Here is an 18,089-nt window from a genome sequence, read left to right as displayed (position 1 = left end):
CGCTGCGTAAAACGAGGAGTATCGATGCCTAAATTTTTGGCCTATGTGCCGGATGCCGAGCTTTTCGAAGCCAAGTATGCGCTCTTACAGTTTGGTACAGTTGTATCGGACGAGGCCCACTTGGTCGTGATCGATACGGAGGTGGAATTCGCGGACGTTCAAGCCGCTTTGGCGAAGGCCGATAAAGACTTCCTGTTGGTCGAGATTGGGAGCGACGGCGCCGTGGCCGGGCGCGGGAACCGGGACCTTCGCTCGGTGGTCGAACTGTTGAGGAAATAGTGACAAGCTTCAGTGCGTTGCCGTTCTTATGGACTCAATCAGTCGTTTACTCTCGATCGGTTTCGCCAAGAATGCTTCGGCCCCGTGTCTCATCGCGGTCGCACGCATCCCGTCATCTGCATAGGATGTCATGATCAGAACGGGCGGGCATTTCGTCATCGATCGCAAAATGCGCAGCATCTCAATCCCGGACATTCCGGTCATTCGCACGTCTGCAAGGATGCAATCGACGCCCTCGTGACCCTTTTGAGACAAGAATTCTTCGGCCGACTCGTAAAGCCTACTCTCGATGCCTTCCGTCTCCAAAAGGTCTTGCAGAGACTCCCGGAGATGCCGGTCGTCGTCGACGATTGCTATGGTCGTATACTTTTCTGCTGGCATGGGCTTGAGCGAACTCTTTCCTGGAAACCTCGGCTGTCCCCTGCCAGCGTCGGCATCATCTACAGATATACGTCGTATTCTTTGGAAGCCATGTCCAGTTTTTTGACGAGTTCGGCGAGCGAACCGACATGCATTTTTCTCATCATTCGGCTCCGATGGATTTTGATCATCATTTCGCTCACTGCTAATTCGTGGGCGATCTGCTTGTTCAACCTTCCCATCGCAACATGTCTCATGACCTCGCGTTCCCGAGGCGTCAGCGTCCGTATCGCGGATATGGTGATCTCGCGTTCCACTGCAGCGGCGCGCTTTGCTGCATTCAACTGAATCGCGCGGTCCGTCGCACCCACAAGTGCAGGGCGATCCAAAGGTTTCAAAAGAAAATCGCTCGCACCACGCTTCATAGCCTGGACGCTCATAGGTACCGTCGCATCATCCGTCATGAAGACGATCGGCAGCATGCATTCGATGGCGGCGAGTTGCTTTTGAATGTCGAGGCCGTTCATGCCTGGCATGTGGATATCCAGAAGAACGCACCCCGCTTTTCCGAGGTCCGCGCGCGAGAGGAAATCATCGCCGCTTCCATAAGGCATCGCGCGTATTTCCAATGACTCGAACAAATCCACCAACGACAGTCGGAGCGCTGCATCATCGTCGACGATGGAGATCGTCGGAAGGTGGGTGTCATGCTGTAGATCTGTCGGCTGCACGTCTCGCTCCTAGCTGCTTCTCAAGACGAGCATGCGCAGCGACGCAATATAACACCGCCGATACGCACCCCCACCTATACGAAGGTTCTATGGGCTTGCAGTCGCCGTCCACCATGGTGTCTGACCTGTCACGTAACGAACCATTTGTCGGAGGCGAACCCAGGCCCGCCTCCGAACATCTCGGCTCATTTTGCCGTCGCAGCCTCTTCTATGAGTTTGGTAACCTCGCCCGGATGAGAGATCATCACGACATGAGACGCCCCATCGATCGCAACAGTTCTCTTGGACTTGGCGCGTTCCGCCATCCACCTCAGAGTAACCGGCGGAATGTTTTTGTCAGCTTGACCGTATACAAACCAGGACGGAATCGTTTGCCAGGCCGCTTTTGGAGCTGGCTCCGCTAATGCGGTGTCAGTGATAGGGCGCTGAGCTACCGCCATCAGGCGTGCGGTGGTACGTGGCACGTCGGCCGCAAACTGTTCCGGAAATTTCTTTTGGTCGATATATAGATCTTTTGCCCCGCTAGGTAGCGCAACCGGCTCTGCAAGTGTCGGGCCGAGAGTGCTGCCAGGGTTTTTACCGGACAGTGCGACCGCGGACTCCCCAGGCTCCGGTGCAAAGGCCGCCACAAAAACGAGTGCCTTCACGTTCGATGCAGAAGTGGCTGCGTCACTGATCACCGAGCCGCCGTAGGAATGTCCAACGAGCACGACGGGTGTCTTTATGCCTCTCAGGATGCCGGCCACGTAGGCTCCATCGCTCGTAACGCCGCGCAGGGGATTGGCGACGGCCAGCACCGGGTACCCATCCTTTTCAAGGCGGGAGATGACATGGTTCCAGCTCGAGGAATCGGCAAAAGCGCCATGGACAAGCACAATTGTCGGCTTAATTGTCTCTGCATGGACGGAGAGAGACGTCGCTGCAGACAACGCTGCAGCGGCGAGAAGTTTGGCACTCTTACGCATTTGCATTCCTTTTGATCACTTGACAAAAAAGGCCTAGCCGCTTGCAGACGAACGTCAGGAGCGACCCGTCGAGAAATCGACTTCGTCACGGACGGCGGCTATCTATTCTGCTTCCACGCAGGGGCTCCATTCAACCCAAACATAAGTATGTGACTGCCGGCGAACGAGCGTAGGTGGCTTTATCGAGCAGCGCCTGTCAGCCTGGTGTTTGCACTGGTCGGACAGCAGCCATGCCGGCCCCACGAGTTCGACCGTGCGTATGGAGAACACTCTGGGCCAGCTTTGCCTTTTCTATCGGATTTTTGCCGGCGTCATACGGCCGTCACTTGCCATGCTCCATATCGGAGACCGACCCGACAATCATTCAAAGTTATTTTTTGCGATGCAAGTAAGGGCCGAACTAATATATCGCGGCGTCCCGTGCGGAGTTGCTATTCTCAAGGAAGGAAACGGACGGGATATCAGCCGTCCAGGCGGGCCTCGGGACCGGAAGTCTCATCAGACCTGTAAATTACTGACATTCGCTCACAGTCGGTCAAATCGACCCGGGGACCGAATATAAAAGAAGACCGACGCAAAGTTCCGCGTCGGCCCCTTCGTCCTTTTCAACTCAGGTCAGCGACATGCCGCCGTCGACAACCAGTTCGACACCATTAACGAAGGTACCCTTCGCTGCCAGGAACAGAGCGGCCTCCGCCAGCTCCTCTGGCCGCCCCATCCTTCCGGCCGGGATCAGGTCAGCCATGTGCGCTTCGAATCCTGGGCGATCTGCTTCGGCGATACCGAGCTTCGTCAGGATTTCTGTCTCCACCGGTCCTGGGCTTAGGATGTTGACGCGGATGCGTCGTTCCTTGAACTCAATCGCCCAATTGCGGGCGAAGGCTGCCATCGCGGCCTTTGATCCTGCATATAGTGTGTGCTGGGGTAAGATTTTGGTAGCCGCCAGCGAGCTTGTCACGATGATGTTCCCTCCGTCACGGATCAGGGGCGAGATGGCCTGGACCCCGAAGAAAACGCCTCGGGTGTTGACGGCGAAATGCTCGTCGTATCCGATTTCGGAAACCGCTGCTGAAGCCTCGAGCTTGATGATGCCGGCGTTCGCGAAATATACGTCGACGCCTCCAAACCACTTACCGACGCTATCAGCGAGACGCTGGTGAAAATCATTTGCTGCAACGTCGCCGCAGACGCCGACAGCACCGTGTCCGATTTCTTTTACCGCCAGGTCGAGCACCTCCTGTCGACGACCAGTGATGACGACTTGGGCCCCCTCCTTAGCAAAGCGCTTGGCAGTTGCCTTGCCGATCCCGCTATTGCCTCCAGTTATAATTGTTACTTTATCGTCGAGTAATCGCATTGCTATTTATCTCCGTTCTGATTTCGGAGAAATACGACTTGGGCTGTCGCCGCATTAGCCCCCTGAGCGGCACATAAGGTATTCCTCGTCCATTATAATGTGCGTCGGGATGGCGATTCTCGGCCGCTGAATATGGATGACGTGAAGTGAAGGCTAAGGCCTTGTCAAAGCCGGCAAACACCGCGTCGTCAAGGCGCTGGCCGGAGCAAATCAAACTCTCCGCAATCCCGGGCGCAGGAGCGTGCTTTCGTGCTGCGCGGCATCCTCTCGGTTCACCCAAACCGAATGTGGGGTTGGTCTATCCCACGGAAATGCGTTATTTTAGCCCGCATGGCGAAGCTTTTGGGGAAGGTCTGTTATGTCAGAAATCCATCTAGGCAAGAACCCGCCAGGGCCAAAAAAGGCTCCCGGTGCGATCGGATGGATCGCTGCCAGACTTCAGACGCCGTTCGTCATCACCTTCGCCGCCGTAATTGCAGGTACGGCGGTCGCGTGGTCCACACACACTCTCTTGGGACTACTGTGTCCGCTAGTGGCCGCATTTGTTGTCTCTGATGACCGCCTTAGAGAGATTTTTCGATCCTTCTTGTGCTTTGGATTCGTTGTTTCTTTAATTATAGCGGGAGCTCAGCCAGATGCTGCAGAGGCGTCTTTGACGTGGTCCACCGTCGCCCTATTCGGTTTATCGTTTCTGGTCTGCGAAGCGATCCGGGCCAAGGCCATGCAAGCGGTTCAATCGAGCGGCCCTACGCTAGCTAAACCGTCAGGGGTGGGGGAAGACCGAGACGTCCATCCCTCGCTCGGCATCGTTCACCCCGAAGACCGTGCGGCGGCGTCACACGCTGCCGCGTATGCTTTTTGGACCGGCGTCCCACAGGTTTTCAAATACAGGCAGCGTCAAAGCAACGGACAATATCGCTGGACGGAGATGAAAGCCGAACCAGGCTATGGGGTCAGCGTAAACGTCGATCCGATGGTATCCGATCCAGACGAGCGGTGGCTGAAGATGGGACCGGTCGGAGAGACTGCGGAAGCAATCCGGGCGGCCAAGGTCATTGAACGCTTGTACGGCAAAGCATGGGCGCTGAACGCGGAAGCGCAGTTCACCTACGTCACTCCGTCTGGCCAGGTAGCGATCGGCATGGCGCTCAATGATTTGAATCGACCGTTGAGCGACAAGCGATTTATTGAGGGTGGAGACAATGGCTGGAGCTTGGGAGTGCATCCGGACGATTATCCGCGCGCGGCCGAGACATTTCGGCACTCCCTCAGAACGGGCGAACATTGGCATATCGAGTATCGAATGTTGAGAACGACGGGGCTTTATGTATGGCACAGGATCGCCGCCTGCCCTACCACCGATCCTTCTGGCCGCATCACCGGCTGGTATGGCACCTCGATCGACATTGATGTGTACAAGCGAACGGAAAGTGCACTCCGCGAAAGCGAGCGCTCTCTACGCCAATTGATCGAGACCGTCCCGGCCCTCATCTGGTGCACTGCTGAGAACGGTGAGCCAATCTACTTCAGCCAGCAGTTTCGCGATTTTCTTGGGTTCGACGTCGATCAAAGAGATGTCGAGGGCAAAAAGCGGCTGACGGTCGTACTTGACGCGATCGTTCATCCCGACGAGCGCCCTGCCCTAGAGCAGACCTTCCTCACTGCATTGACGACAGGTACGTCCTTTGCATTCAAGCACCGGATGCGCCGTTTCGATGGTCAATTTCGTTGGGTTGAGATGCGTGTTACGGCAATGCGGAAGGAGGACGGCACCATCGTCCAATGGAATGGCGTGTGCTTCGATATTGAGGATCAGGTTCGCTCCCAAGAGCAACTACGGCGAGCCCATGAAAAATACACCCGCGCGAGCCAAGCGGCTAGTCTGGCTGAACTTTCGGCGTCCATCGCACATGAAGTTGGTCAACCGCTTGCCGCGCTGGTATCAAGCTCCGATGCGTGTGAGCGCTGGCTAAGCAGCGATCCACCCAACCTCGAACGGGCAAAAGTGGCACTGGATCGTGTAACCCGAAGCGCTGCAACAGCGGTAGAAACGGTAAAGCGTGTGCGTGCGCTGTTCAGGCGTACTGACGAGTCTCGCGAGACCGCGGCATTGGCCGAGCTTATACTTGAAGCACGTGATCTGCTTGCGGAGGAGGCCTCTCGACGGCACACCGTCATGTCTATCGATATCAACGCACATCTTCCACTCGTGGCAGTGGACCGAGTGCAGATTCAGCAGGTGCTCACCAATCTGATTAGGAATGGGCTTGAGGCTATGGATTTGCCCATTGAAGGAAAGCGGCTAAGCCTCACTGCCTATCGCTTCGAAGAATCAGTCCGGGTGGACGTCAGCGATGTCGGACCGGGCGTAGAATATCCGGAACGCGTTTTCGAACCGTTCTTTACGACAAAGGGAGAACAGGGGATGGGGATGGGCCTTGCAATCTGCCGCTCGATTGTCGAGTCACATGGAGGAAGTTTGTGGGTTGAACCATCCGTCCCAAGCGGTGCGACCTTCTCGTTCACTCTGCCAACGGCCTGAAAGATTTTAACGCCGGTGCGATCATCTCGCGTCAAGCCGCAGATTGCACTTCGTCGTCAGTTTTCCGTTAAATGGCTTGCCGGGTAGCGAGCTGCTAACAGTGTCTGCGCTGCACCTGAAACCATTGACGTCGGCGGTACGCGATTGGATCCGCAGAGGATGTTTTCACGCCTCACTGTGTGCTGCTGCAGCCTCAACGAACAGTCGTCCCTAACCCGAGAGCGGATGCTGAACGATCCCCATACTCGAGGTCGGTCCGACGGCAGTTCGCGACGTACCGCATTTTGATTCTAGCGGACACCTCCGCCATCGATTCAACTGTGTTCCGGATGAGAGTGGATTTTTGCGTATGCGTTGCCATAGGATTTGAATGGTTTGGCAGGATGCCATCAAGCGGCTCGGCCATATAGACCGTCGTTTGTGTGGTCATGAGGCGCGGCGGGTGCTCTCAAGACGGCCTCAGGTGACGACTCCGCTTAAATCGAATGGAATTGGTTGCAGTTGCAACATTAGAGCCAAATAGCCGTATTCGGCAAGCTTGACACAAGCGCCTATGCCCAGCCTATGGCCGGTATCCCCGCAACGAAAAGGATAAATTAATGAGAGTCGGATCTGACAATTCCATCTACAGCCTGTTGGCTTCCTCGCCGCGAAAAGGGCCGTCCATCGCTGACGCGAAAATGGGTGGTGCAGTTCAGGTGAATGCGCCCAAGATTCCCGCCGTCCGGAGTGATCAGGAATTGATTGCAGACTTCCACGCCCGCATGTCAAAACAAGCACTCGACTGGGCAGACAACGACAAGGACGGAAAGGTCACCAAAAGCGAGTTCATGGATGGGCAGTCACGTCTAGCGGAAATGAATGGAACACCGCACGACACCGCCTATAGTGAAAGTAAATGGGCGAAGCTCGACGCAACCAGTAAAGGCTGGGTGACAGCGGAGGAACTTGGCGACGGCTTGCAGAAAATCTTCCCTGTGAACGTCGGCCATCTCGGTGCCGGTTATGCGGAACGCCTTCGCAACAGGCAGGGATGAGGTGCTAATAGATTCACGGCCGTTAGTTTTTTTGACATGCTATCTCAGGCAATGTTCGCATGCCTTGGAAGCCGCGCTGCGGTTACTGGTGAGCGGGTCCACTGGCTTCAAAGAATAGAGGTGGACGTTGATGCGCGTTAACGGCTCCGCCTGACTGCCTCCAAAACGTTATGCGAAAAAGGGGCCGTCTTCCGAGGAAAGACGGCCCACTGGTGGATTTGACATCCACGTCCTCGGCGGAGGGGGCGGAGAACCGAGGTTTTGGTCAGTATCGCTGGGAGGGGATCGCGATATCGACACTTAGAAGATACCTGATTGCGCCCTCCAATAACACTATACGTAGGTTTGGGACCAAGTGTGGTCGGCGCAGATCCCTACATTGCCCCTACTTCAACGATGGCGTTCGCGAATGCGTAGGGTGCCTCTTGGGGTAGATTATGCCCAACACCGCGAATAATGTGGTGCACACGCTTGACGAATTTTGCCGACGTCGAACTTCCGTCAGTGGCTGCGACGACCCCGTCCGAGTCCCCATCCAGAGTCACGGTTGGTACGGTGATCTGTGGCTGCAATGCGAGCAGAGCTTCCAGCTTCATATAATCGGGATATCCTGGTGCGCCGCCAAGTCGATGGCGATAGGAATGGACGACAACGTCGACGAAGTCCGGGTTGTTGAAAGATCGTGCACTGCGCTGAAACGTCACCTCGTCGAACTCCCAGGTTGGAGAGTTGTCATGCCACATGATGCGGGCGATGTCTGAGCGATTGCGCTCTAGCCCTTGCCGCCCCCTCTCCGTCTGCAGATAAAACTGATACCAGAAGCCGCGTTCGACTTTCGCCGGCGCAGGTTCAAGCGCCTTCGCGATATTCTGGATAAGGTAGCTGTTGACCGAGACGAGTCCAAGGCAACGCTCCGGCCAAAGCGCAGCCGCCACGCATGCAGCGCGGCCTCCCCAGTCGTACCCAGCAAAGATTGCTTGGTCTATCTTGAGGGCGTCCATTAGGTCGACGAGATCTCTACCGATCGCAGCCTGCTCACCGGACCGGACTGTAGAAGTTTCAAGGAAAGCTGTCGTTCCGTGCCCGCGAAGATGCGGCACAATCACGCGGAAACCCCTTTGAACCAGCATCGGAGCCACATTGACGTAGCTATGCACATCGTAAGGGAAGCCATGCAGAAGAAAGACGGCCGGCGCCGTTTGGGAGCCGGCAGCGTAGTAGCCGACATTCAGCACCCCGGCCTGAATCTGACTCGGCGTCTCTGAGAACAAAGTTCCATCTCCGTTTGTCGCAGCCATCAGACGCTTAGGGACCGCAACACCAAGTGCCGACGCCGCGGCGCCAGCCACAAATGCACGACGTCCAAACTGCGCGAGAGAGTGGGACACGGTTTTACAGCCGGGGACTATTTCGCCTGCCATAATGACTACTCCGCAATTTGACTTTTATTGGACCAAGCGATGTTCCGTTAGGGGCGGTGGCGGGTCGAACTCGGCGAACACGATTGCAGTCCGCATCTCCGCTGCTCGCCAGTCCAAACAGAACATAAATGAGCGATTGCTGTGACAGATGAAGCGGTAGTTCGCGGTCTGAGATGAACGTGACACCGTTCCACTAAGATGAGATGCTGTAAGCACAGAGTTCGTGCGAGGTCCGGTTGACTTCCGGACCTCGCTACTTTGGGCCTTTTGCTGCATGGTGTGGCCACCGCCGCATCGTTGCTCAATGACGGGCGAACGCTAGCAACACGATCGCTCAAGGCGTCATGCTCTAAGTGTCAGTAGTCCCAGAACACCGGAACCCAACGGAAGGCGTCGCCCGCGACAGCCACCCGTCCGAGTGACGGGAACGGAAGATGGGTTGCCACAAGGAGTTCGCGCGTATCTGCGAGCTGACGCAGAAGGTCAATGCGGACGCGCGCCGCTTCTTCCGGATCGTGCTCGAAGCCGTTGTGCCAGTCAGGCTGTTCGAATCCGACCGCGAAGACGGCGTCGCCGGCGAACGTCAGTGCTTCATTTCCCGAAGCCACGCGGATCACTGCGTGTCCGGGCGTATGTCCACCCGTGCGGCGTACAATTACGCCTGGAGCGACCTCGTAGCGCTCGTCGAACGTAATGATGTGGTTTCCGTATTCCTCCAGAAAACGCTTGGCGGTCGCCCGCAGCGCGGCCGGGAACCCTTCCGGCATTTTGGTGTGGGTGAAGTCGGGGTTCTTCCAGAAATCCACCTCCGATGCTGCTGCGTGGATTCTAAGGTCAGAACGAAGACGTTCCTTAACGCCTTCGACGAGCAGTCCGCCGATGTGATCCATGTGCAGGTGCGTAAGCACGATGTCCGTCACCGATCCGAGGTCAATGTCTGCGGCCGCAAGGCGCTGGACGAGTTGGCCTGCGCGCGGCAGGTGCAGATCTGGATCGAGACCAAGGCCGGCGTCAAGCAGGATTGTCTGATCGCCGCTACGAACCACAACGGCGTTCAGTGGCCAGTCAAAAGAATCCGGAGGCAAGAACATGTCCGCCATCCAGTTTGCACGAATGGTAGGGTCGGCATTGTGCCCCATCATTTGTGTCGGCAGCGGCAAGACACCGTCGCTGACGACCATGACGTCGATGTCCCCGATTTTCAACGCGTAGCGCGAAGGAACGAGTTCGCCCGCCCCGGCCTTACCGGGATGAAAGGCGCTTTCAGCGGGGATCTTAGCCTGTGGCGGGCCTGGGGTATGAGTTTTTGCTTCTGTCTGCGACATGAGGCGCTCCTATGTTTTTTAATGCAAGCCGTTCACGCCCCGTGCTGCAGTACGCGATGCGTAAGGGCACGGACAAGCGCTGAAAATTAACTATCCGGCTTTAGCCGGTTCGAGCGTTTCGGGGTGACGGCTCTCGGCAAACTTATCGTCGGCCGTTGGAGTAGGTAATCCTAACTTAAGTTTAGGTTGCTGCCGAGACCGCGTAAGAAATCACAATGTCTGAGGTAGACGACGGCACACTCAGTTCGCGAAGGCATGCCCGAGCACCACCAGTTGTCGGTCATACTTTGTGAAACCTGCGCTGCCAGGCGGTTGAAGCCCGAAAATGGGCCGGACGCAACGCCAAGGAAGAATGGGGGGCGATTGCTAAACTCATATAGCTATACCACCACGACTCGCTGCGATCTTGTGGACCATTTGGTCGGCACGGCGCTAACAATAATGGCGTTGTCGACGTTGCCCCGCTGCTGACCATCTCTTACGATCAGCGATTTTGCCGTCGACGGTCGAGTCAGCCATATGAAGAGGATTGCCTAGGCCGAGGTGCTCGGCGGTTCGACACATAGGCAGCGAAAACAAGCAGCGGGATAGTGGATCGGTCATTCCTGTAGTTGTTCTCTCAACTCTTTGACTTCGCTGGCCGCGACTGGGACGGCACTGTTGCCCCACCTATTTCTAATGTAGGTCAGGACGTTTGCCACGTCGTCGTCTGAAAGGTTCCAAGCAAACGAAGGCATGGCAGGACCGGTCGGAGAAGCCTGTGTTCCGCCTGCCCTACTGCCCGCCAACACTACACGGATTAGGCTAGTCGGATCGTCGCTGTTTACGAGCGGTGCGGAGGAAAGCTTGGGGAACAGGCGCGGAATGCCATTTCCGTCCGGCGTATGACAGGCGGAACAGCGGTCAGCGTAAATATTCTTGCCCGCCACGATACGAGTGTCGTCCGCGTCGAGCGCGTCCGGCACCTCCGTTGCGGACGTCCTGCTTTCCTTCAGGTAGACGGCGACGGCGTTTAGGTCAGCGTCGTTCCAGTGTTGGCTGGAGTTTTCGACTTCTTCCGCCATGGGACCTGAGGCAGTGTCAAATCTATTCGTTCCCGTTTTCAAGTACTGGACGATCTCGTCCGTGGACCATGAGCCGATACCCCTGTGTCGATCGGCGGTAATGTTCGGCGCATGCCAGTTCTGTAATGTTGCTCCCTCCAGGAACCTGTCGTTCTCGTCGCCTCCCAAAGAGGTCTTGGGCGTATGGCATGTGCCGCAATGGCCAAGCCCCTCTACGATGTAGGCTCCGCGGTTCCATTCGGCCGACCTGTCCGGGTTCTTCTCAAATTCGCCTTTTGAAAAATTGAGAAAATTCCAGCCAATAAGGCTCGCGCGGATGTTAAACGGAAACGGCAGCTGGTTGGTCTCGACCTTGTTCCTGACCGGTTCGACCGACCGGAGATAGGCGTAGATCGCGGAATTGTCGGACTTCGAGACCTTGGTATAAGCGGTAAAAGGCATGGCCACGTAGAGGTGATAACCACCCTTGCCGATACCTTCCGACATGACGCGTTGAAACTCCTCCTCGGTGTAGCGGCCGATTCCGGTATCTGGATCGGGCGTTATGTTGGCTCCGACGAGATCGCCGAATGGCGTCTGCAGGACGACGCCGCCAGCGAAGGGAGCGCCTCCGGCGGCCGTGTGGCACGCGCTGCAGTCGGCGAGGGTCGCGAGATAGCGACCGCGGGCAACCTTTTCAAAGGAGTCGTCACGCGGGGCCTGGGCGACAGCCGCGGTCGCCGTGAACGCGAGTATCCCCACTGACTTGAGAAGGAGATTGTTCATGCTTGCACCAATGGGCCTGGATTTTTGACATACAACGTGCGGATTGCGTCAGCCGCCTTGAAAGCTAGCGCTCCGACTGTGGCTGTCGGGTTGTAGCCGGGGTTTTGGGGGAAAGCCGATGCACCCACGACGAAGACGTTCGATACGTCCCAACTCTGGAGATACTTATTCACCGAACTGGTCTTGGGGTTCGCGCCCATGACGAAGCCACCGACGACATGCGAGGATTGATATGGCCCTCCGTTCCAGTGACCCTTAGAGGGGTTTTTAACGTACTGGCGCGGATTCATAGCTTTGGCGATCTCGCCGACCTTGTCGGTACAGTACTGAGCCATCTTGAGGTCGTTTTCGGGAAAATCGAAAGTCACGCGGAGAAGCGGTCGCCCGAGCCTGTCGCAATAAGTCGGATCAAGCGAAAGATAGTTGTTTCGCATCGAGTAGCTGGACGCTTCACAACCGATCGACATCGTTGACAGGTAGTTCTTCACCGTTTGCTTCTTCCATTCCGATCCCCAGGTCGGGGTCCCTGGCGGCGTCGGGCGATTTCCGATGGGAGCAGCTCCGATCGGCGTGACGCGGATGCTCCCACCACCAATGAAACCCAGTCCGGAATGGTCGAAGTTGTCGTTGTTGAAATCGTCGATCCCCATGCCGACTGCACCCGCTCCGATAAACGGATTGAAATTCTTGTCATCGAAGAAAAGCTGCACGCCGTTGGCGGTCTGGTAGGCGTAGTTACGGCCCGTCGTCCCTGTATTGGTGATCGGATCGTAGGGCTCGCCGACACCTGATAGCAGCATGAGGCGAACGTTTTCGAAGGTGAAGGCGGTCACGATTACGATGTCTGCCGGCTGCTCCCATTCTTCGCCGGAGCTGTCTACGAAAACCACGCCCGTGGCCCGTTTGCCACTTGCGTCCATGAGGATACGCAAGACCTCGGAGTTGGTTCGACAGGTAAAGTTCGACTTGCGCACTAGAACCGGAATGATCGTGGTGATCGCGCTTGCCTTAGAGTAGTTCGCGCAGCCGTAGTTCGTGCAGAAACCGCAGAATGTGCACGGTCCCATCGTTACGCCGAGGGAGTTTGTGTAAGGCTCGGAGATGAGTGCCGAAGGCACCGGAAACGGCTTGTAGCCCATATCGCGCGCCGCCTGGGCGAAGAGCGTTGGTCCGTACGGCTGCCTCAGCGGCCGGGTCGGATACTCGCTCGAGCGCGGCCCCTCGTAGGGGTTGCCGCCGTCTTGGATCTTGTTTTCGAGATTGCCAGCTTTGCCCGAGGTTCCAGCCACTTTGTCGAAGGCATCGTAGAACGGCTCCATTTCGGTCCAGTCGGTGCCCCAGTCCTGCAAAGTCAGCTGCTCGGGGATTGCCGTAGAACCGTATCGTTCGGTCAAATGGCTCTTGAGCCGGAACTCTTCGGGCTGGAAACGGAAGGTGATCCCGGCCCAGTGGTTGCCCGCGCCGCCGGTGCCGTTCCCCGGATGGAACGAGCCCCAGTTGCGCATAGGCAGGGCTTTCTGTCCGGGATTGTTGCGCATGGTAATCGTGTTCTGCGCCGTCCGCAACATCAGGTCCTGGCGCTGTGAGTAGCGGAGTTCGTCAGGAGCCGTGGCAATGTTGAAATCCGCGGCCGTGTCGCGCCACGGTCCACGCTCGAGCGCGACGACCTGAAGGCCTTCATCGGTCAGTTCGTTGGCGATGATGGCGCCTGCCCACCCGAGCCCTATGATGACAGCGTCTGTTGGAGGAAGTCTCTTTGCCATCATCTAACCTTTCTTGTGCCATTCGGGGCGGCCGGAAATACTCAGTGGCGGCAGATCGAGTTTTTCATTGTGACGGTCGATATAGTCGCGATAATCATAGCGTGCGCCGGGGAAGCCGAGCATTTTCCAGGAAACCATGTCCCGGTTGCCGCCGTAGATCGGATCGGCGAAAAAGCCTTCCATCGTGTTTTGCAGCAAAATCGCGAAGAACATTTTCGAGTCGATGTCTTTGAAAACGATCTCACCGTTTTGTACCGACGTGATGACTTGGTCTTTCTGCTCGCCCGGCAGTTCGACAAAGCTCTTGCCGAGGGTCTGCTGACAGTGTCTTTCCAGTGCAGCAAGTCCGAGGCGATAGCGTCGCTGCGGGACCAGCGGCGATTGGTCACCTTGCTCGGGCGTTCCGGCCACGAATGGCCCCTGCATGTAGAGACGCTCGAAGGTCCCGTAGGAACCGGCCAACTGACGGTCAATGAATTCGGCACATCCGGCATCCAGACCGCTGACGCTCAGTTCGTCGGCGGGGATGAGACACTCGACCAGCGCTTCCATCAGCCGCGCCTCCTGCGGTGTGAAAAAATACCATCCGCCCGTACCCAGAGTTTCGGGCGGGTTGTAGTCGAACGGCTTGAAAGGCGCGACGCCCTTGATGATGGTGGCGCCAGCTGTTGACGCTACGGCCACGAAAATGGCCGCGACGCCGGAAGCGAGGAAATGCCTCCGGCTCTGCTTGAACGGTAGTGGGGGTTTCATCGGGTCTTCTCGGTTTGGGTCTCTGTTTCGTTCCGAAGACGAATGTTGACTTTGGGGCGCTGATCTATCAGCCACTCTGGTGAGAGGGGTAGGAAGATATGAGCGAAGTTTTCTCCAGAAACGATATCGAACGCAGTCTTTCTCGCAGTGCTTGTCGTCGCAATCCATACCTACGTATAGGTCTCCTGGCGCGAGCGGTTGCGGACTGTCGGGTTCCGCCTTTAAGGTGTACAGGGTGAACTCTTGGAGTGGGCTCTGTTGCTAGCGTGACTGGCTGCTTCATTGCGGCCGTTTCTTGGCAAAGGAAGCTTAATCGGGGAGTCGATATTGCGATCGCGGTTCTGCCCGTCTTAACGTCCGCCTTGGGATGCGACAGTATCGCCTGAAAAACTGGGTCGTCGATGCGCGGCAGAATAGGACCCTCCGTCTCCTTCCTTGAAAGAGCCGGAAAAATTTGAGGCAATGGCGGTACAATCGGCTTTCCAATAGGCCGTTGTCGGTCATCTCGGGAAAGCGGCTGAACGTCCGGAATTGGTACCCGTAGTCGGCGGCTTCGCAAGCTAAAGAATGGCGATCGCGCCGCTCCTGACAACTTGCTTGCCTTTTGCACCTACCGAAACCGATGCGCAAACCCACAGTTCCGTTCTTGACGGAACGTGTTTCGACGATCTCCGACATATGGTTAGGGTCTCACTCCGCCATTTTCATATACTTCGTTGCTGCCCGACGTGGATTAGTGTTTCTGGGAGAAGGGAAATGCACCTTAACGTATGATTTGATAATCTCAGAGATTGTGTAAGGATCGTAAAGCCTGAGTGCATAATCGGAGGAAAGCATGGATCGGCTGACAAGCTTGGCAGTCTTTGGACAAGTCGTTGAATGCGGGGGATTTTCTGCAGCCGCAAGGCGCATGAACATGTCAACAAGCATGGTGGCCAACCACGTTCAATCTCTGGAAGATCGCCTCGGCGTCCGATTGCTGAACAGGACGACGCGAAGGGTCAACCTCACCGAAACCGGCAAATTCTACTATGACCGCTCCTTGCAGATCCTTGCTGATCTCGACGAAGCAGATCAGTTCGCCGGCGCGTTGGTATCAACACCCCGGGGAAAGCTTAAAATATACACAAGCACTGCCATCGCCCCGTTTCTCGTCCCACTCATGAGCGAGTACATGCAGCAATATTCTTCGGTGGTTATCGAGCTGGATATTGGCGAGCGGATGATCGATATGATCGAGGAGGGCTATGACCTCGTCATCAGGACGACGTTGAGGGATTCCCGCCTTATCGCCCGCAAACTAACGCCATGGCGACACTTTGTTGTCTGCTCTCCCGACTACCTCAAATCACATCCGGCGCCGGAACAACCAAGTGATCTTGCAAGCCATAATTGCTTGCAATACTCGCACTATGCCTACGGAACGTCCTGGCACTTTGAGAACAGCGCGGGTGTCAAGGAAGAGGTCAAGATTGAGGGCAACTTCGTTTCGAACAGCCCGCAAACTCTCAGGGAATTGGCAATCGACGGACACGGCGTATTCCTTGCACCGAGCTTCCTGGTCTTCGATGATCTGAAGGCCGGCCGGCTTATATCAAATATGCCCAATTACCGGGGCGTCGAATTTTCCATCGATGCTCTGTTTCCGGAACGAAGGCAACTTCCGACCAAAGTAAGGCTCTTTATCGAACTTCTCGTTGAACGCTTCTTCGAACATCGAAAGTGGATGGCCTAAGGCATCGCGATCTGGCCCGCAACCCGAAGGCGCTTAGCGATCACCTTTCCGATGATGATCTTCGAGACGATCAGGACCGGTGCAGCGCCCAGGAAAAATAGTGCCACGGAAAAGAAGGCGGAGTTGAAGGCGATCGTCGTCGACTGCAACGCGACGGACTTGCCCATCAGAAGCGCAGATGCCTTGTGCGCCCCGTGTTCCAGGCCGTGGGTCGAGAAATACTGTGCAAGGCCGGACAGGTGATCGATAACTTCCGGACGACCTGGCGTGATGTAGGCGGCAAGCACGGCGCGGTTTTGGGCCGTCTGATCTTCCACGAATGTTTGCAGGAACGAAATGCCCCCGAGACCCCCAGTTTGTCGACCGGCGTTGAAAAGGGCGACGGCGGTGACGACTGCCGATCCATTAAGTCCAAACATCGTGATGAGGGTGATTGAGAGAAACAGAAATCCAAGCGCGCATCCACGAACCAGGACACCGGGCAACATGTCAGGGATACCGCTGCCACTGGTTGAACCGGACAGCATCCACATCGCCAGCATGAGGCCCAGGATGCCGAAGGGGATGGTGAGCGCTGGGGGCGCGCCGCGATTGATGATGAAGGCCGTGAAGAAGAGTGTAGTGATGAAGGCGGCCGAGCTCGGCAGCAGGAGCGCGCCGGCCTCCATCGGTGTCATTCGCAGTATCGAGATGGCGAAGGACGGGATCAGGTAACTGCTGCCAAGGAGAGCAAAACCGGCCGCGAAGCTTGCCAAAAAACCGAAGCTGAACCCGCCGTTCATGAACACCGAGAAGTCCAGAAGACGACGATTCTTATCGCCAACGAAATGACAGCCGACAACGACGGCGAGTGCGGCTATGCCGATTGCGGCGAACAAGACAATGGTGGGCTCCTCAAACCAGTCCCAACGATTGCCCTGGTTTAAAACGTAGGTCAGCGATGACACGGCGACAGCGAACCAAGCGAGCGATGGCCAGTTCATCCGGATTGGCTTTGGTGCCTCTCCCTCCAATGAAAGGCCCAGCAACAGGAGAGCGAGCGCGGTCAGGCCGATCGGGATGACACCCAGGAATATCCACACCCAGGAATGACTGTCGAGCAGCCAGCCGTGGAGGTAGGGAACAAGCGTTGCAGGGGCAACCACCGCGGTGACGGCGAAGACACTCTGGACGAACGGTTGATGCCGCCAAGCATATGACTTGAGGAGCATTGACTGGGCGCTCACCAGAATGACACCTCCCGCCATGCCCTGGAGAAGACGTAACACAAAGAGGGAATGCAATTCCTCCGTGACGGCTGCAAATCCCGACGCGACCGTCATTGTGATCGTTGCTGTCGCCAAGGATGAGGCCAGCGTGAAACGCCCGGCTAGCCATGCAGTCATGACGAAGCCAATGAGCTTCGCGGTTGTATAGCCAAAATCCATCCGGGCAAATTCGTCGGCCGTCGCTGCAACCTTCCCCATCATGTCGAGGCGTGCGAACGAGAGGACTGTCCCGGGGATGGCTTCGGTCAAGGCGGCCAAAGACGCTCCACCGATCAGGCAAAACCCCGCGAAGTTCGTTGGGCGGCTGGTGGCTTCCGAAACGGTGCTCATGACATTTTCCCGCAGCGCGAGGCGCCCAAGTCGCTCTTCTTGCCTCCAGGGGGAGGCGTGGGAAGAAAATGCCGGAGCACGGCGCGATTGATAAGCTGGCAAATCGAGAGAGGATCTTACAGCCTGGGTGTAAAATCGTGTCAGAAGATCCCTGTTGTCTAACCAATGATTGAGTTGGCAATGCCGGTTGATGGGGAGCTTTTGCATAGCGTTGGCGAGGGAGCGTTTCGTGCGGGAGCCGGCTGCCCAGGACGTCTCTTTATGGGGATTTTCAAGCTTTGCTGGGCCGTATCATCAACCCGAGCGATGGCGGATGTCCACGAGAACGCCAGCTAGGCCGCGCACTCATAAATCGGGTTTGCAAATCGGTTTGATTTTGATTCATTGAAGCCTT

At 56.6% G+C, this 18,089-nt stretch carries 15 protein-coding genes; 4 read left to right on the top strand and 11 right to left on the bottom strand.

All coding sequences use genetic code 11. The features are described from left to right. Positions 1-24 precede the first annotated feature (24 nt). On the top strand, positions 25-279 hold the full coding sequence (locus tag ASD32_RS21525; RefSeq protein WP_060510775.1) for a hypothetical protein: 255 nt from the start codon (positions 25-27) through the stop codon (positions 277-279). A gap of 9 nt (positions 280-288) precedes the next feature. On the opposite strand, the gene ASD32_RS21520 is transcribed toward ASD32_RS21525, so the two are convergent. The 4 genes from ASD32_RS21520 to ASD32_RS21505 all read right to left on the bottom strand — a co-directional run bounded on the left by ASD32_RS21520 (position 289) and on the right by ASD32_RS21505 (position 3,692). Next, positions 289-660: a response regulator gene (locus ASD32_RS21520; protein WP_060510773.1), complete on the bottom strand. Its 372-nt coding sequence runs from the start codon at positions 658-660 to the stop codon at positions 289-291. A 59-nt stretch (positions 661-719) separates the two neighbouring features. Next, entirely contained in the window at positions 720-1,370 is a 651-nt protein-coding gene (locus ASD32_RS21515; protein ID WP_060640105.1) for a response regulator, read from the bottom strand. Positions 1,371-1,555: 185 nt separating this feature from the next. After that, entirely contained in the window at positions 1,556-2,335 is a 780-nt protein-coding gene (locus tag ASD32_RS21510) for an alpha/beta hydrolase (protein ID WP_060510769.1), read from the bottom strand. Positions 2,336-2,945: 610 nt separating this feature from the next. Beyond that, positions 2,946-3,692: an SDR family oxidoreductase gene (locus tag ASD32_RS21505; RefSeq protein ID WP_060640104.1), complete on the bottom strand. Its 747-nt coding sequence runs from the start codon at positions 3,690-3,692 to the stop codon at positions 2,946-2,948. Between the two features lie 358 nt (positions 3,693-4,050). Here ASD32_RS21505 and ASD32_RS21500 point away from each other — a divergent pair, with 358 nt between their 5' ends. Beyond that, entirely contained in the window at positions 4,051-6,234 is a 2,184-nt protein-coding gene (locus tag ASD32_RS21500; protein ID WP_060640103.1) for a PAS domain-containing sensor histidine kinase, read from the top strand. A 193-nt stretch (positions 6,235-6,427) separates the two neighbouring features. Here ASD32_RS21500 and ASD32_RS30760 read toward each other — a convergent pair whose 3' ends face one another. After that, on the bottom strand, positions 6,428-6,595 hold the full coding sequence (locus ASD32_RS30760; RefSeq protein ID WP_280139468.1) for a catalase-related domain-containing protein: 168 nt from the start codon (positions 6,593-6,595) through the stop codon (positions 6,428-6,430). A 238-nt stretch (positions 6,596-6,833) separates the two neighbouring features. On the opposite strand from ASD32_RS30760, the gene ASD32_RS21495 reads away from it, so the two are divergent. Further along, positions 6,834-7,271 carry a hypothetical protein gene (locus ASD32_RS21495; RefSeq protein ID WP_060640102.1) on the top strand — a complete coding sequence of 146 codons (438 nt, stop codon included), beginning with the start codon at positions 6,834-6,836 and terminating at the stop codon, positions 7,269-7,271. Between the two features lie 374 nt (positions 7,272-7,645). Here the strand turns inward: ASD32_RS21495 and ASD32_RS21490 are convergent, their stop codons facing one another. The 5 genes from ASD32_RS21490 to ASD32_RS21470 form a co-directional block, all read right to left on the bottom strand. Further along, entirely contained in the window at positions 7,646-8,692 is a 1,047-nt protein-coding gene (locus tag ASD32_RS21490) for an alpha/beta hydrolase (RefSeq protein WP_082546869.1), read from the bottom strand. A gap of 356 nt (positions 8,693-9,048) precedes the next feature. Beyond that, positions 9,049-10,017, bottom strand: a complete 969-nt coding sequence (locus tag ASD32_RS21485; protein ID WP_082546868.1) for an MBL fold metallo-hydrolase — start codon at positions 10,015-10,017, stop codon at positions 9,049-9,051. A 599-nt stretch (positions 10,018-10,616) separates the two neighbouring features. Further along, on the bottom strand, positions 10,617-11,846 hold the full coding sequence (locus ASD32_RS21480) for a cytochrome c (RefSeq protein WP_060640101.1): 1,230 nt from the start codon (positions 11,844-11,846) through the stop codon (positions 10,617-10,619). Further along, complete coding sequence (locus ASD32_RS21475) at positions 11,843-13,609, bottom strand: GMC family oxidoreductase (RefSeq protein ID WP_060640126.1); 1,767 nt, start codon at positions 13,607-13,609, stop codon at positions 11,843-11,845. Before ASD32_RS21475 ends, ASD32_RS21480 begins: the two co-directional genes overlap by 4 nt. A 3-nt stretch (positions 13,610-13,612) precedes the next feature. Beyond that, positions 13,613-14,362: a gluconate 2-dehydrogenase subunit 3 family protein gene (locus ASD32_RS21470; protein ID WP_060510760.1), complete on the bottom strand. Its 750-nt coding sequence runs from the start codon at positions 14,360-14,362 to the stop codon at positions 13,613-13,615. Positions 14,363-15,197: 835 nt separating this feature from the next. Here ASD32_RS21470 and ASD32_RS21465 point away from each other — a divergent pair. Further along, positions 15,198-16,097 carry a LysR family transcriptional regulator gene (locus ASD32_RS21465; RefSeq protein WP_060640100.1) on the top strand — a complete coding sequence of 300 codons (900 nt, stop codon included), beginning with the start codon at positions 15,198-15,200 and terminating at the stop codon, positions 16,095-16,097. On the opposite strand, the gene ASD32_RS21460 is transcribed toward ASD32_RS21465, so the two are convergent. Continuing rightward, positions 16,094-17,695, bottom strand: a complete 1,602-nt coding sequence (locus tag ASD32_RS21460) for an MFS transporter (RefSeq protein WP_060640099.1) — start codon at positions 17,693-17,695, stop codon at positions 16,094-16,096. The genes ASD32_RS21465 and ASD32_RS21460 overlap by 4 nt on opposite strands. Positions 17,696-18,089 lie beyond the last annotated feature (394 nt).

The organism is Rhizobium sp. Root483D2 (genome assembly GCF_001426685.1).
GTDB lineage: Bacteria > Pseudomonadota > Alphaproteobacteria > Rhizobiales > Rhizobiaceae > Pararhizobium > Pararhizobium qamdonense.
Note: the sequence above shows the minus strand (reverse complement) of the source record. Positions and strands in the feature narration are given on the sequence as shown.